Origin of the sequence: Pantoea sp. JZ2 (assembly GCF_035191405.1) — a bacterium.
GTDB classification, from domain to species: domain Bacteria; phylum Pseudomonadota; class Gammaproteobacteria; order Enterobacterales; family Enterobacteriaceae; genus Pantoea; species Pantoea stewartii.
Genome location: NZ_CP045247.1, coordinates 2,116,129 through 2,132,060 on the forward strand (window position 1 = coordinate 2,116,129; position 15,932 = coordinate 2,132,060).

General features: G+C 54.7%; 12 protein-coding genes. 11 read left to right on the plus strand and 1 reads right to left on the minus strand.

Going from position 1 to position 15,932, the window contains the following annotated elements; translation table 11 throughout:
• Positions 1-40: 40 nt before the first annotated feature.
• From GC087_RS10230 to GC087_RS10265, 8 genes are all read left to right on the plus strand, one after another.
• The gene (locus GC087_RS10230) at positions 41-763 is read left to right on the plus strand and encodes an RNA polymerase sigma factor FliA (protein WP_324030490.1); all 723 of its coding nucleotides are present in this window, start codon (positions 41-43) and stop codon (positions 761-763) included.
• Positions 764-813: 50 nt separating this feature from the next.
• Entirely contained in the window at positions 814-1,317 is a 504-nt protein-coding gene (gene fliZ, locus GC087_RS10235; protein ID WP_033742041.1) for a flagella biosynthesis regulatory protein FliZ, read from the plus strand.
• A 191-nt stretch (positions 1,318-1,508) separates the two neighbouring features.
• A complete protein-coding gene (locus GC087_RS10240) occupies positions 1,509-2,495 on the plus strand; it encodes a D-cysteine desulfhydrase (protein ID WP_185199337.1) in 987 nt (328 codons plus the stop codon).
• Between the two features lie 132 nt (positions 2,496-2,627).
• Complete coding sequence (gene tcyJ, locus GC087_RS10245; RefSeq protein ID WP_033742037.1) at positions 2,628-3,428, plus strand: cystine ABC transporter substrate-binding protein; 801 nt, start codon at positions 2,628-2,630, stop codon at positions 3,426-3,428.
• On the plus strand, positions 3,428-4,096 hold the full coding sequence (gene tcyL, locus GC087_RS10250; protein WP_006118891.1) for a cystine ABC transporter permease: 669 nt from the start codon (positions 3,428-3,430) through the stop codon (positions 4,094-4,096). The genes tcyJ and tcyL overlap by 1 nt, the downstream gene beginning before the upstream one ends.
• The gene (gene tcyN / locus GC087_RS10255; protein WP_039342600.1) at positions 4,093-4,845 is read left to right on the plus strand and encodes an L-cystine ABC transporter ATP-binding protein TcyN; all 753 of its coding nucleotides are present in this window, start codon (positions 4,093-4,095) and stop codon (positions 4,843-4,845) included. Before tcyL ends, tcyN begins: the two co-directional genes overlap by 4 nt.
• A gap of 237 nt (positions 4,846-5,082) precedes the next feature.
• Complete coding sequence (locus GC087_RS10260; RefSeq protein WP_039342597.1) at positions 5,083-6,165, plus strand: acyltransferase family protein; 1,083 nt, start codon at positions 5,083-5,085, stop codon at positions 6,163-6,165.
• Between the two features lie 414 nt (positions 6,166-6,579).
• Complete coding sequence (locus GC087_RS10265; protein WP_164482088.1) at positions 6,580-7,659, plus strand: acyltransferase family protein; 1,080 nt, start codon at positions 6,580-6,582, stop codon at positions 7,657-7,659.
• Between the two features lie 210 nt (positions 7,660-7,869).
• Here the strand turns inward: GC087_RS10265 and putA are convergent, their stop codons facing one another.
• A complete protein-coding gene (putA, locus tag GC087_RS10270) occupies positions 7,870-11,814 on the minus strand; it encodes a trifunctional transcriptional regulator/proline dehydrogenase/L-glutamate gamma-semialdehyde dehydrogenase (protein ID WP_185199340.1) in 3,945 nt (1,314 codons plus the stop codon).
• Positions 11,815-12,255: 441 nt separating this feature from the next.
• Here putA and putP point away from each other — a divergent pair, with 441 nt between their 5' ends.
• The 3 genes from putP (at position 12,256) to efeO (ending at position 15,930) form a co-directional block, all read left to right on the plus strand.
• On the plus strand, positions 12,256-13,740 hold the full coding sequence (putP, locus tag GC087_RS10275) for a sodium/proline symporter PutP (protein WP_033742030.1): 1,485 nt from the start codon (positions 12,256-12,258) through the stop codon (positions 13,738-13,740).
• A 190-nt stretch (positions 13,741-13,930) separates the two neighbouring features.
• Positions 13,931-14,758, plus strand: a complete 828-nt coding sequence (gene efeU / locus GC087_RS10280) for an iron uptake transporter permease EfeU (protein WP_058701495.1) — start codon at positions 13,931-13,933, stop codon at positions 14,756-14,758.
• A gap of 50 nt (positions 14,759-14,808) precedes the next feature.
• Positions 14,809-15,930, plus strand: coding sequence for an iron uptake system protein EfeO (gene efeO / locus GC087_RS10285; protein WP_033742027.1), 1,122 nt, complete (start codon positions 14,809-14,811; stop codon positions 15,928-15,930).
• Positions 15,931-15,932: the final 2 nt, after the last annotated feature.

Genomic DNA, 15,932 nt, shown 5'->3' on the forward strand with positions numbered 1-15,932 from the left:
ATAATCATGCCGATAACTTCATTAACGCAGGGTAGTCAACGTGAACGATCTCTATACCGCCGAAGGCGTGATGGACAAACATTCGCTCTGGCAGCGCTACGTCCCACTGGTGCGTCATGAAGCACTGCGCTTGCAGGTTCGCCTGCCTGCCAGTGTGGAACTTGACGATCTGCTGCAAGCCGGGGGCATTGGTCTGTTGAATGCGGTGGAGCGCTACGACGCGCTTCAGGGTACCGCCTTTACCACGTATGCAGTCCAGCGCATTCGTGGCGCAATGCTTGATGAGCTTCGCAGCCGGGACTGGGCGCCACGCAGCGTCAGACGTAATGCACGTGAGGTAGCCGGAGCCATGCATCAGGTTGAGCAGATGCTGGGTCGCGCCGCTTCCGAGCAGGAAGTCGCGCAACAGTTGAATGTTTCGATAGAAGAGTACCGGCAGATTCTGTTGGATACCAACAACAGTCAGCTCTTTTCATACGACGAGTATCGGGAAGAACACGGTGACAGTGCGGAGCTGGTGACGGAAGGGCACGAAGAGGCCAATCCACTTCATCAGTTAATGGAAGGGAGTCTGCGTGAACGCGTCTTAGAAGCGATCGAGGCGTTGCCTGAGCGCGAGAAAATGGTGCTGACACTGTACTACCAGGAAGAACTGAATCTTAAAGAGATTGGCGCGGTACTTGATGTCGGGGAATCCCGGGTCAGCCAACTGCACAGTCAGGCGATTAAACGCTTGCGTGCCCGACTTACGGGAGCGCGCTAGAAGGCTCAGTTCCTGGAGATCTATAAATATAAGAAATCGGGGACTCAACAGTGGGAGCCAAAACCAAAGCCAGACCTTTAAGTCGCTATCTTAAAGACTATAAACACAGCCAAACCAATTGTTCACACTGTGGCAAAGTACTAGACCGAATGGCGCTGGTTTTTCGTGGCCAGATCATCAATAAAGAGGCCATCGCACGGATGGACCAAATGATTGATGAGCCACTCTGGCTAAAACTGCAGCCAGAATTAACGGCACTTTGTCGTTTTTGCAGCGATATTTTTTGTAATACACATCCTAACTATTTTGACATTATGGCGTTTAAACAATATCTGTTCGAGCAGACGGAAATGAGCCCAAGCACGATTCGTGAGTATGTGGTTCGGTTACGTCGGCTTGACGATATGCTGAAGGCGCGAAATTTTCCGGCAGAAAAACTGAAAGGCAATAGCTGGCATCAATGCCTGGAAAAAGATTTACCCGATGCAGGCAACAATAATTATCGAATTGCGCTGCGCAAATACGACCAGTTCTTAGGCTGGCAGCAACGTTAAGGGAAAAATGCCGGGCACAGGATGCACGGTCAGTCGATTTCCCGCCCCACGTTTCTTCTCACCATCGGAAGAAACGTGGGGATGTTGTGCATTCCCGTCTTCCACGTTCCTGACCTCAATTCAGGATGATCCTTTCTTCATCTTCTGTAACACTGTAATGATAACTGCTCTGTGCCTGACTGGAGGCCGCATTGTCTTTACATCTTATTCATCAGTTTCCCCGTATTGAACTTCTGGGTGCGCCCACGCCTCTGGAATTTTTGCCCCGTCTGTCGGACTTCTTAGGTCGTGACATTTTTATCAAACGCGACGATGTAACGCCGCTGGCGCTGGGCGGCAACAAACTGCGCAAGCTGGAGTTCCTGGCGGCCGATGCGCTGCGTGAGGGGGCCGATGTGCTGCTCACCGCCGGTGCGATCCAGTCTAACCACGTGCGTCAGACCGCTGCGGTCGCCGCCAAACTTGGGCTGAAATGCGTGGCATTACTTGAAAACCCCATCGCGACCCAGAGCGAGAATTATCTCACTAACGGTAACCGGCTGCTGCTGGAACTGATGGACGTTGAAGTAGTGATGGTTGAGGCACTGACCGATCCTGCCGCACAACTGGCGGAACAGGCGGAACGCCTTGAGGCGCAGGGTTTTCGACCCTATACCCTGCCTGTTGGCGGATCAAACGCGCTAGGCGCGCTGGGTTATGTAGAGTGCGCCCAGGAGATCGTGCATCAAAGTGAAGGCGTGGTGGATTTTGCTGCGGTAGTCGTCGCGTCTGGCAGTGCCGGAACGCATGCGGGGCTGGCCATTGGGCTGGAACACCTCATGCCGCAAACCGAGCTGGTGGGCGTGACCGTATCGCGTCAGCGTGATGAACAGCTGCCGAAAGTGGACGCTATTCGTCAGGCGCTGGCATCGCAGTTGTCGGTAGAGGCAAAGGCCCCGGTGACGCTGTGGGATGACTACTTTGGGCCACGCTATGGCGAGCCAAATGAAGAGGGCACAGAGGCGATCAAGCTGCTGGCCCGGCTGGAAGGCCTCCTGCTCGACCCGGTTTATACTGGCAAAGCGATGGCGGGGTTAATTGATGGGATCAGTCAGAATCGTTTCCGCCGCGAAGGACCGCTCCTGTTTGTGCATACCGGCGGTGCGCCCGCGTTATTTGCTTATCACCCTTCGGTCTGAGACGTCGCGAAAAAAAGGTTTATAATCCGGCCGTTATTTTGCTGTCTCAGGTAAATAACGCCCATAATGACAGAGCGGCAAACGGGGTTTAGCCGCTCAACAGCACACTCACGAATAATAAATGGGGTACACATGGCTTTCTCACAGATTCGTCGCCAGCTGGTGACGGGAATGATGGCGGTTGCGCTGGTTGCTGGCGTTAGTGTTAAAACCTTTGCCGCAGAAGATTTGCTGCAGCAAGTGAAAAGTAAAGGCGAACTGCGTGTGGGCCTGGAAGGCACCTATCCGCCTTTCAGTTTCCAGGATGAAAAAGGCAAGCTGACCGGATTTGAGGTGGAGTTCGCCCAGGACCTGGCGAAACACATGGGTGTGAAAGCCGTGCTGAAACCGACAAAATGGGATGGCATGCTGGCCGCGCTGGATTCCAAACGTATCGATGTGGTGATTAATCAGGTCACCATTTCCGATGAGCGTAAAAAGAAATATGACTTCTCCACGCCGTACACCATTTCGGGCGTGCAGGCGCTGACGCTGAAGAAAAATGCCGGCAGCATCACCCGCCCCGAAGATCTGGCAGGTAAAAAAGTGGGTGTCGGTCTGGGCACCAACTACGAGCAGTGGTTACGTGCAAACGTGAAAGGTGTCGATGTTCGTACCTATGATGACGATCCTACCAAATACCAGGATCTGCGTTCAGGTCGCGTTGATGCGATTCTGGTGGACCGTCTGGCGGCACTGGATCTGGTGAAGAAAACCGGTGACACGATGGCCGTTGCTGGCCCTGCGTTCTCGCGTCTTGAAGCAGGCGTTGCACTGCGTAAAGGTAACGAAGATTTACTGAAAGCCATTAACCAGGCGATTGCAGAGATGCAGAAAGACGGCACGCTCAAAAAGCTGTCTGAGAAATGGTTTGGCGCGGACGTTACGCAATAATGCAGGAAAGTTTACAACTGGTGCTGGAGTCAGCACCATTCCTTCTTAAAGGCGCGCTGTTTACGCTTCAGCTCAGTATTGGCGGGATGTTTTTTGGGCTGATACTGGGCTTTGTGCTGGCGCTGATGCGCTTGTCGCGCTTCTGGCCCATCAGCTGGCTGGCACGTATCTACGTGTCGATTTTTCGTGGCACGCCGCTTATCGCTCAGTTGTTTATGATCTACTACGGTCTGCCCCAGTTTGGCATTGAGCTGGATCCAATTCCTTCCGCGATGATTGGCCTGTCGCTGAATACAGCAGCCTATGCATCGGAATCACTTCGTGGTGCCATTGCGGCGATTGAGCGCGGCCAGTGGGAAGCGGCGGCCAGCATTGGCATGACGCCATGGCAAACGCTGCGCAGGGTTATTTTGCCTCAGGCTGCCCGTACCGCCTTACCGCCATTGGGTAACAGCTTCATCAGCCTGGTCAAAGATACCTCACTGGCGGCGACCATTCAGGTACCGGAGTTATTTCGTCAGGCCCAGTTGATTACCTCACGTACGCTGGAGGTATTCACGATGTATCTGGCGGCCTCGGTTATCTACTGGATCATGGCTACCGTGCTGTCTGCCTTACAGAACCGGCTCGAAGCACACGTTAACCGTCAGGATCAGGAGGCGAAATGAGTGCCATTGAAGTGCGCCAACTGGTGAAACAGTTTAACGGCCAAACGGTACTGCACGGCATCGATCTGGATGTTGCGCCGGGTGAAATTGTGGCGATTATCGGCCCGAGCGGATCCGGTAAAACGACGCTGTTGCGCAGCATCAACCTGCTTGAAGTGCCTGAGTCCGGGCGCATCAAAGTCGGCGATATTACGATTGACGCCAGTCTGGGGATCAATAAGCAGAAAGAACAGGTGCGCCAACTCCGTCAGCAGGTGGGGTTTGTGTTTCAGAACTTCAATTTGTTTCCGCATCGCTCGGTGCTGGAAAACATTATTGAGGGACCGGTCATCGTCAAAGGCGAAACCAAAGCGGACGCGGTCGCGCGGGCGCGTGGCCTGCTCGAAAAAGTGGGATTGCAGGGTAAAGAAGACAGCTATCCACGTCGTCTTTCCGGCGGACAGCAGCAACGTGTTGCCATTGCCCGCGCGCTTGCCATGCGGCCTGAAGTCATTTTGTTTGATGAACCGACCTCGGCGCTGGATCCCGAGCTGGTGGGCGAAGTGCTGAATACGATCCGGGCGCTGGCGCAGGAAAAGCGCACGATGGTGATTGTGACCCATGAGATGAGCTTTGCCCGTGATGTCGCTGACCGGGCGATTTTCATGGATCAGGGCCGCGTGGTAGAACAGGGCCCGGCCAAAGCGTTGTTCAGCGCTCCTCAGCAGGCACGTACCCGACAGTTTCTGGATAAATTTCTTAATCAATAATCCCCAAAATGCCGCCCGACACGGGCGGCGTTTTATTTATTTTTTTCCTGCCTGCGCGCTCAGTTTCTTCTGAAAATTTACGGCTGGTCTTTCCTTAACCTGTTGTTATCGCTTCGGTTATACTGAATGATATTTCAATGACGTAACAGAGTGTAAATTTTAAGACCTCCCCGATTGAGGTGACAGTGAAAATATTAATAATTCTTCACAAATTCATCGCTCTGTCGGGACGTTATAATGACTCACCCCAGGAAGGAAATCCTCTGGATCAATACCCTCAAAGGAGGGTGCATTTTACTTGTCGTACTGCATCACGCCATCATCACTACGTTCGCACCCTCGCTTCATCATCTGACCGCGGGTCTGCTACCGGCACAAGGATGGGTGGCGTTTAATACCTGGCTCTCGCCGTTGCGTATGCCCGCTTTCTTCTTTGTGTCTGGGTTGCTGGCCGCTAACGCGGTCGTGAAGAAAAGCTGGCAGGAAGTGTTTACGAAAAAATTCAGCAATATTGTTTACCTCTACCTGCTGTGGGGCGTGATTCAGTGGCTGAGTATCCACTACATTTCCACCCATTTAGGCGAACGGCTGTCCAGTAGCAAAAATGCCGCCTATGCGGATTCGCCTCTTGAGTTTATTAAGCTGCTGATGCTGTCGATGACCAGCCTGTGGTACCTGTACGCGCTGGCAGGGTTTTTCCTGGTGACTAAGCTTTTCCATCAACAGAAAAGGGTTCTGCTGGCGGCGGCGATAGCGGCGAACTACGCTGCGCAGTTTAACCTGATCCCCGGATGGGGCCCGGCCAGCGTGGCGCAGAACTATCTGTATTTCCTGCTGGGCGTATTTTTCAGCGCGAGGCTAATTGAACTGAGCGCCCTTAAGGGACGTCACTGGCTGTGGCTTGGCGCGATTGCACTTGTCGGCATCGCCCATCATGCAGGTGGCATCTATAAAAACCCGTTTTACAGCCTGCTGACGATCGTGTTTGGCATCGTGCTGTGTCGTTTTCTCAATGCGCATTTCAGAATGACCTGGCTGAACGCTATCGGTCGAAATACATTACAAATCTATGTGTTACACCGCATTTTTATCGAACTGCTCGGACTGAGCGCTATCACACTGGCGCTGCATTTCGGCTGGTTCGGCAATGCCGGCTTTAGCTGGGCCTGGGCGCTGCTGATGCCGGTGACCGGTGTGGCGGTATGCACACTGCTGTCGCTGCTGGTCTGGTCGTTACTTAATCGCGGGCCGGGACGTATGCTGTTTCTCCATCCACGCCTGGTTAGTCAGCGTCAGCCCGAAACGCAAACCTTATCCTGAAGATCCGGGCCAGCGCGCTGGCCCCTTTTTCATCTGCCAGATTACCTCTTAGTCGCCCGACATCCTCGCGGGCCGGGAGCCAGGTCAGCGCACGCCTGACCGTGAAGCCATTTTTTATCGGGAAAACGGAATAAAAGCGCCTACGTCAGTTCCAAAGTTACGCCTGTTGAAAGCAGGGCAGAGCCTCGGTTTATGTCATAAGGATAACCAGACAGGAAAGGAAAACGCGCCTGAATAACGCGCTTGCCGGGCCCAGTGTCAATAAATCCCTTTAAGTGTAAAGTACGGTCCGAAACGCACCGCAACGCGGGTATTTAAGACTTTCGCTACATTCAGCAGAAAGAACATACGGAATACTTTTCGCACAAGAGAAGGCGATGTGAATTGCCGTTTCACCGCAGCGGAAATGTGCCGATGATGAGCAAAGAAAAAGAAGAAATTGCCTGGATTAATACACTCAAAGGCCTGTGTATCCTGCTGGTTATTCTGTATCACACGGTATTACCCGGCTTTGATGATACGGTAACACATCTGACCGCGGGCCTGCTCCCGGCTGAACTGTGGGTCCGGTTTAACCTGCTACTATCACCGCTGCGCATGCCCGCCTTTTTCTTTGTATCGGGTCTGCTGGCCAGTCATGCCATTCTTCACCGGCCCTGGCAGTCTGTCGCCACCAGCCGCATTATGAATCTGTTTTACCTTTATCTGTTATGGGGCGTTATTCAGTGGGGATCCATTTCCGGCATCGCGACGGAAATTACCGGACAGCGTATTTCGCAAAATCTTAATGCGGCCTATGCCGGTTCGTTTTCAGAATTTCTCAGACTGACCTTTCTCGCCATGAGTACCGCCTGGTATTTATATGGTCTGGCACTCTATTTCCTGTGCGCCAAATGGTTTCAACATTACAAAATCCCGCTGCTTATCGTAGCCGCTGTGCTGAACTATCTGGCGGTCGAAAAGAGTATTCCGTTCTGGGGACCGCAAAGTCTGGCGCAGTATTTTATCTTTTTTGTATTGGGCGCATTTTGGTGGGCACCCATGCTACGACTGAGCGAAGGGCGACGGGAGAACAGGTTGCCGTGGCTGTTACTGGGACTGCTGGCTGTACTACAGGGCCTGCTTGATTTGAACAGCCGTCTTTTTCTCTGTCTGATTGCCATCCTGGCCAGCGTGGCCGCCTGCCGATGGTTAAGCCAGCTGGGCTGTATGGCCTGGCTGAACTGGACAGGCCGCCATACCTTACCCCTTTACGTTATTCACCGTATTTTCATTGAATATTTCGGGATGACGGCGATTTTATATGCGCAACGTCACCAGCTTTTTGAGCTGACAGGCTTTTCATGGCTTTGGGCCTGTCTCTATCCTCCGGTGATGGTTACGATCTGCGCCTTGTGCTCCATGGCGGTCTGGTCATTGCTGAATCGGGGACCGGGACGCGCGCTGTTTCGCTTGCCACATCTGATGAAACGGCCTTCCATTCCGGCAGCCTGACCGTTGTACGCATGTCAGCCACCTGTCTCTGCGGCGCGTCCGGATTGCGTATGCGGGGGATGTGCGCGCAGAGACCACCTGATAGCGCGAATCCCTTCGCACTTCTCCACTGCTGAGGCGCTCAACGGCCGCGGGTTTTTCATCCGTCATAAAAAAAGGTTCATGCCAGGCATGAACCTTGATCACAACCAGAATGAAACGCGCCGACAGTTAACCGATCGTCATCAGGCTGGCGTTACCGCCCGCGGCGGCGGTGTTGACGCTCAAAGAGCGTTCAATCAGCAGGCGTTCCAGTAACAGGTTGGTTTCACCGCGGGCAAATCCCTGTACCGAGACAATCGCACCTTCACGCGCCGCAATCTGCTCGCACAGGCTGCGGAGCTGGTCGGCATCACCATGATAAATCACGGCATCAAATTGCGCGGTCAGCGGATCCTTCGCCAGGGTAATACGGCTCTTCACCGCTGCCGGTAAGGTATTAAGCAGCGTACGATGCAGGTCATCATCCGGCCACAGGGCCTGACTGCCGACGCTGGTTACCGCAGCCAGCTGAATCAGCGCATCGTCGTTGTTATCTGCCAGACAGAGCACCTGTTCGCGCGGGAGTAACAGGAAGGTGTTGCGCTCTCCTGTTGGGCCCGGCAGCAGACGAACCGTACCGGCCTGCGCCAGCTGTTCATAATGCTGACACAGCGCAGACAGCTGTGGCTTATCTTTTGCCCAGTCGGTCAGTGCCTGATGCGGCGCTAACAGGCGTTGACGCTGACTGTTGTCTGCGGGACGTTCCGCATCCTGACGGGCGAGGGTGGTGCTCAGCGCCTCATCCGGGCGGTTAGCCAGCAGACGATAAAGATACAGTGGGCCGCCCGCTTTTGGACCGGTACCTGAGAGGCCTTCGCCCCCAAAGGGTTGCACACCGACGACCGCGCCGACCATGTTGCGGTTAACATACAGGTTACCCACTTTGGCACTGGCGGTGACCTGCGTGATGGTTTCGTCGATGCGCGTATGAACACCCAGGGTCAGGCCATAGCCTGTGGCGTTAATCTGCTCAACGATCTGCGGCAGGTTGCTGCGGGTAAAACGCACCACGTGCAGGACAGGACCAAACACTTCCTGGGTCAGATCGCTGACCTTATCCAGCTCAATCAGCGTTGGTTTCACAAAGGTGCCTGTGGCCCATTCTTTGCTGTCCTGTGGGTTATCCTGTGCCGTCTGGTAGACCTTAAAGCCTTTATTACGCATGGCCTGAATATGGCGTTCGATGTTGGCTTTGGCTTCCTGATCGATCACCGGACCGATGTCGGTGGACAGGCGTTCCGGGTTGCCCATGCGGCATTCCGCCATCGCGCCACGCAGCATTTTTAACGTGTGGTCTGCGACGTCTTCCTGCACGCAGAGCAGACGCAGGGCGGAACAGCGTTGTCCCGCGCTGTCAAAGGCCGATGCCACGATGTCGACAACCACCTGTTCGGTCAGCGCGGAGGAGTCCACAATCATGGCATTCATTCCGCCCGTTTCCGCAATCAGCGGTGTCGGACGGCCCTGCGGATCGAGTCTGCCCGCAAGATTGCGTTGCAGCAGCGTGGCAACGGCGGTGGAGCCGGTAAACATGACGCCGCGCACCCGTTCGTCGCCGGTGAGCTGTGCCCCCACGGTTTCGCCCTGACCCGGCAGCAGTTGCAGTACACCGGCGGGCACGCCAGCGCTCAGTAAAATATTGACGGCCTGTGCGGCAATTAACGGCGTTTGCTCGGCGGGTTTCGCCAGCACGCTGTTACCTGCCGCCAGAGCCGCGGCGATTTGGCCGGTAAAAATGGCCAGCGGAAAGTTCCACGGGCTGATGCAGACTACCGGGCCAAGCGGACGGTGGGTTTCGTTATCGAAATCATGGCGCACAATGCCGGCATAGTAATAAAGGAAATCGACCGCTTCACGCACCTCGGCAATGGCGTTGTTATAGGTTTTTCCGGCTTCACGCACCAGAAGACCCAGCAGTTGCTGTAGCTGGCTTTCCATCAGCTGTGCGGCGCGCTCCAGAATGGCGGCACGCTCCTGCGGCGGCGTGGCAAACCAGATAGGGCCGGCATTAACGGCGGCCTCAATGGCCAGGGAAACCTCCTGTTCGGATGCCTGGCGCACGGTGCCCACCACATCCGCAGGGACGGCCGGATTGAGCACTGGCTCGCTTTCCCCTCCCGTTAAAGGGCCGTCGATAAGCGGTTGCGCCACATACGTTTCGGTAGCACCGCTCAGCAGCGCGCTGGACAGTGACGCAAGACGATGTTCATTCGCCATATCAAGACCGGCGGAGTTCACGCGGTCCTCACCATACAGGTCACGTGGTAACGGAATTTTCGGGTGCGGCAGGCCCAGTGTTCCTTCGCTGAGACCCAGTTTTTCCACTTCGGCAACCGGATCGGCGACCAGTTCGTCGATGGGCAGTGACGTATCGGCGATGCGGTTAACGAAGGAGGTATTCGCGCCGTTCTCCAGTAAGCGTCGCACCAGATAGGCGAGCAGCGTTTCATGCGTACCGACCGGGGCATAAATACGGCAGGGACGATTAAGTTTACCGTCTGCGACCTTGCCGACCACCTGTTCATACAGCGGTTCACCCATGCCGTGCAGGCACTGGAACTCGTACTGACCCGGATAGTAGTTATTGCCTGCCAGCTGATAAATGGCGGCCAGGGTGTGCGCATTGTGCGTGGCAAACTGCGGATAGATCAGGTTCGGCACCGCCAGCAGCTTGCGCGCGCAGGCCAGGTACGAAATGTCGGTATACACTTTGCGCGTGTACACCGGATAGCCCTCCAGGCCTTCCATCTGGGCGCGTTTAATTTCGCTGTCCCAGTAAGCGCCTTTCACCAGACGAATCATCAAACGGCGGCGGCTACGTTGCGCCAGGTCGATCAGCTCATCAATAACAAACGGACAGCGCTTCATATAGGCCTGAATGACAAAGCCGATACCGTTCCAGCCCTCCAGTTCAGGCTCAAAACACAGCCTTTCGAGCATATCAAGAGAGAGTTCCAGGCGGTCGGCTTCTTCTGCATCAATATTAATGCCGATGTCGTAAGAGCGGGCCAGTAGCGTCAGCGACTTAAGCAGCGGATACAGCTCATCCATCACCCGGTCGTACTGGGCACGGCTGTAGCGCGGGTGCAGGGCAGAGAGCTTAATTGAAATGCCCGGGCCTTCATAAATGCCGCGGCCATTGGAGGCTTTGCCAATCGCATGAATCGCCTGCTGATACGAAACCAGATAGGCTTTCGCATCGCTGGCGGTCAGGGCGGCTTCGCCCAGCATATCGTAAGAGTAACGGAAACCTTTCTCTTCAAGCTTACGGGCGTTAGCCAGTGCTTCGGCGATGGTTTCACCCGTCACGAACTGTTCACCCATCAGGCGCATCGCCATATCCACGCCTTTACGGATCAGCGGTTCACCACTCTTGCCAATGATCCGGTTGAGCGAGCGCGACAGATTCGCTTCGTTATGCGTTGAGACCAGGCGGCCGGTAAATAACAGGCCCCAGGTGGCGGCGTTAACAAACATGGACGGACTGCGGCCCAGATGCGACTGCCAGTTGCCGTTACTGATCTTGTCACGGATAAGCGCATCGCGCGTCGGTTTATCCGGAATACGCAGCAACGCTTCCGCCAGGCACATCAGCGCCACGCCTTCCTGTGAAGATAATGAAAACTCCTGAAGCAGACTTTGCACCATACCGGCGCGTCCGGTTGCCCCTTTTTGGTGCCTGAGCTTCTCTGCCAGGGTAAAGGCGAGCTGCCGGGTTTTTTCAGCCAGCGGAGCGGGAAGGCGGGCTTGCTCCAGCAACATGGGAACGGCATCGGTTTCCGGTCTACGCCAGGCGGCCGTCACGGCCGAACGGGCTACCGACTGCGGCAGGATGTGCTCTGCGAAGTCAAGGAACGGCTGAACCATCTCGTCCGCAGCGACCTCATCAGAAGCCGATTCGTTGAGCTGCAGGGGAATCTCTTCCACTGTTTCACCGGCTTCTAACTGCACGAGATAGTTAAAGATTGCTTGTTTAATCAGCCAGTGCGGCGTGCGATCCATTTTCTGTGCCGCCAGTTTAATGCGACTGCGGGTGGCTTCATCCAGCTTCACCCCCATGGTCGTTGTTCCCATGATTTCTGTTCCTTAAAACGTTTTTTACCAGAGCAAGGGCTGCACTATCACTCATGTTGCAACTTTGTGCAACCGTGTTAAATGTGACCTTGCTTCCACACTTTACCGCCGCTTTTGCCATTAACATTTAAAAGCGGCACAAATCTTGCTGCAAGAAACTCGCCAATGTTGCAACCCCCTTCAATTTAAACAGGGTTGTGGTGGTAAAGGTGCAACTTAAGTGTGAGCGGGCGCAACCTGTGAACATTTAAAACAGGGAGAGAGGTGAAACTGATGTAACGGATGTGTTAAATGCATTGTGTAGAACGTGCCTTTACGGCAGGATACCGCGCCTTAAGGGAAACGGGACTTTTATCGATGCGGTAATACGCTGACGCTACCCCGTTCCGGTGGCGCAGGAAAAGATTTCTCTTAAGAGATCGGATAATAACGGAGAAACACATGACAGTAAGTACACCCATGCTGGTGACCTTTTTAATTTATATCCTCGGGATGGTGCTCATCGGTTTTATTGCCTGGCGCTCAACCAAAAACTTTGATGACTACATTCTGGGCGGTCGCAGCCTGGGCAGTGTGGTTACCGCGCTGTCAGCGGGTGCCTCTGACATGAGCGGCTGGCTGCTGATGGGCTTACCCGGTGCCATTTTTCTCTCCGGCATTTCAGAAAGCTGGATCGCCATTGGTCTGATTATTGGTGCCTGGCTTAACTGGAAAATTGTCGCGGGTCGTTTACGCGTCCAGACAGAACATCATGATAACGCCTTAACCTTGCCCGACTTTTTCACCAGCCGCTTTGAAGATCGCAGCAAAATTCTGCGTGTGATTTCTGCGGTCGTCATCCTGATGTTTTTCACCATTTACTGTGCTTCCGGTGTGGTTGCCGGTGCGCGCCTGTTTGAAAGCACCTTTGGAATGGACTACGCCACGGCCTTATGGGCCGGTGCGGCGGCGACCATTCTCTATACGCTGGTGGGCGGATTCCTGGCGGTAAGCTGGACAGATACCGTTCAGGCCAGCCTGATGATCTTCGCCCTGATCCTGACGCCGCTTATCGTCATCATGGCCGTCGGCGGTTTAAGCGATTCGCTGGCAGTCATTCAGGCTAAAAGCACGGAAAACCTGGATATGTTCAAAGGACTGAATGTGGTTGCGGTCCTGTCGCTACTGGGCTGGGGATTAGGTTATTTTGGCCAGCCCCATATTCTGGCCCGCTTTATGGCGGCGGATTCACACCGGTCAATTCGTACCGCGCGCCGTATTGGTATGGCCTGGATGATTTTGTGTCTGGCCGGCGCCGTCGCGGTTGGCTTCTTTGGTATCGCCTATTTCCAGAACAACCCGGGCGAGGCCGCTGGTGTAACTCAAAACGGCGAGCGTGTCTTCATTGAGCTGGCACGTATTCTGTTTAACCCCTGGATTGCCGGGATTCTGCTGTCAGCCATTTTAGCGGCCGTCATGTCGACACTCAGTTGCCAACTGCTGGTGTGCTCCAGCGCCCTGACCGAAGACCTGTATAAAGGCTTTTTGCGCAAAAATGCCAGCCAGAAAGAACTGGTCTGGGTCGGTCGCCTGATGGTGCTGCTGGTCGCGCTGATTGCCATCGCACTGGCCGCCAACCCTGAAAACCGGGTATTAGGCCTGGTCAGCTATGCATGGGCGGGCTTTGGTGCGGCGTTCGGGCCGGTTGTGCTGTTCGGCGTGTGCTGGAAACGTATGAACCGCAATGGCGCATTAGCGGGCATGGTTGTCGGTGCGGTGACCGTGGTGGTCTGGAAGCAGTATGGCTGGCTCGGTCTGTACGAAATCATCCCGGGCTTTATCCTGGCCAGTCTCGCCATCGTCGTCTTTAGCCTGGCGAGTCGCGCACCGTCAACCCAGGCGATGGCACGTTTCGATGCCGCTGAGGCCGAGTTCCAGACGAAGTAATCGCCTTCTTTTTTCCACCGCCTGCCCCCGCGAGGGCAGGCTTTTTTTTGCCCGTTATCTGGCACAGACAGTTACGAAATTATTTCGTTGTGGAACTTGTATTTTTTTGAGTGGTAATGATAATCGGTATCGTTCGTTTTTACGTAACTTTACGCGTCGTTGACGCCGGTTAACATTCAAGAGGTTGGCGATGTTCGTTCCGTTTCTCATTATGCTGCGCGAAGGGCTTGAAGCCGCGTTGATCGTCAGCCTGATCGCCAGTTATCTGAAGCGCACTCAGCGCACTCAGTGGTTTCCTGCGATGTGGGCGGGCGTCTTTATCGCCGCCGCACTCTGCCTTGGGCTGGGTATCTTAATCAACCAGACCACGGGTGAATTTCCGCAGAAACAGCAAGAGCTGTTTGAAGGTATCGTGGCGGTAATCGCGGTCGTTATCCTGACCTCGATGGTGTTCTGGATGCGCCGGGTCGCGCGCAATATCAAACGGGAACTTGAACACGCCGTCGACGAGGCATTGCATAAATCGGCCGGCGGCGGCCTGGCGCTGGTGATGATGGTGTTTCTGGCCGTCGCACGCGAAGGGCTGGAATCAGTGTTCTTTCTGCTGGCCGCGTTCACACAGGATGTCGGTTATGCGCCGCCGTTGGGTGCGGTGTTGGGGCTGGCCACGGCGGTGGTGCTGGGCATGCTGATCTACTGGGGCGGCCTGCGGCTCAACATGGCGCACTTTTTCCGCTGGACCAGTATTTTCATTCTGCTGGTGGCAGCAGGCCTGGCGGCAGGGGCTATTCGCGCTTTTCATGAGGCAGGGCTGTGGAACCATTTTCAGCAGGTGGCCTTTGATATGAGCCCGATCTTGTCCACGCATTCGCTGTTTGGCACAGTGCTGGAAGGCATGCTTGGCTATCAGGAAGCGCCCAGCGTCAGTGAAGTCGCTGTCTGGCTGCTCTATCTGATCCCCGCTTTATTATTGTTTGTTATGCCTGCACGCGCTGATACCTCAGCAGCTGCGCGCTAACGCGTTTACCCGGCGCGTCAGCCGCGCCTCTGACTGAACAGGGAAAAAATATGATGATGCGTTTTAACCGTAATGCGGTACTGGCTTCTCTGCTGGCGTTTTCTGGCTCTTCACTGGCTGCAGCCATTCCGCAGGTCAGCGTCACTGTGACGGACAAACAGTGTGAGCCCATGTCAGTTACGGTACAGGCCGGTAAAACTCAGTTTCTGATTAAAAATAACAGCCAAAAAGCGCTGGAATGGGAAATTCTCAAAGGCGTGATGGTGGTCGAAGAGCGCGAAAATATTGCGCCGGGCTTTAGCCAGAAACTGACGGCCAACCTGGAAGCCGGGGAATATGACATGACCTGTGGCCTGCTGACGAACCCGAAAGGCAAACTGATCGTGCAGGGCACCGGGAGCAAAAGTGCGCAACAAGGCAAACCCGAACTGATGCAACTGGCGGGCCCCATTAATGCCTATAAAGCCTATGTCACTGAGGAAGTGAGTCAGCTGGTATCCGGCACGCAGGCGTTTACGGATGCGGTGAAAGCCGGTGATGTGGCTAAAGCCAAAGCGTTATTTGCGCCCACCCGTCAGCACTACGAGCGCATTGAGCCGATCGCGGAGCTGTTTTCTGACCTTGATGGTCGTATTGATGCCCGCGAAGATGATTATGAGAAAAAAGCCGACGATCCGAAATTTACCGGCTTCCATCGTCTCGAAAAAGCCCTGTTTGCAGATAACACGACGAAAGACATGGCAGGCTATGCCGACCAGTTAAATCACGATGTGCATGACCTGCAACAACGCGTGAGTGAACTGGCATTTCCTCCGGCGAAAGTGGTGGGCGGAGCCGCCGGGCTGATTGAAGAGGTGGCGGCGACCAAAATCTCTGGCGAAGAGGATCGCTACAGCCGCACGGATCTGTGGGATTTCCGCGCGAATGTGGATGGGGCACAAAAAATTGTCACACTTTTACGTCCGGTACTGCAGCAGGCGAACCCACAGCTTTTAGCAAAAATAGACGCTAACTTCAGTAAAGTGGATGCGATTCTGGATAAATACCGCACGCAGCAAGGTTATGAATCCTATGAAAAACTGACCCAGGCTGACCGCACGGCGCTGAAAGGGCCGATCACCGCTCTGGCGGAAGATCTTTCCCTACTGCGTGGCACACTGGGCCTGAACTAATC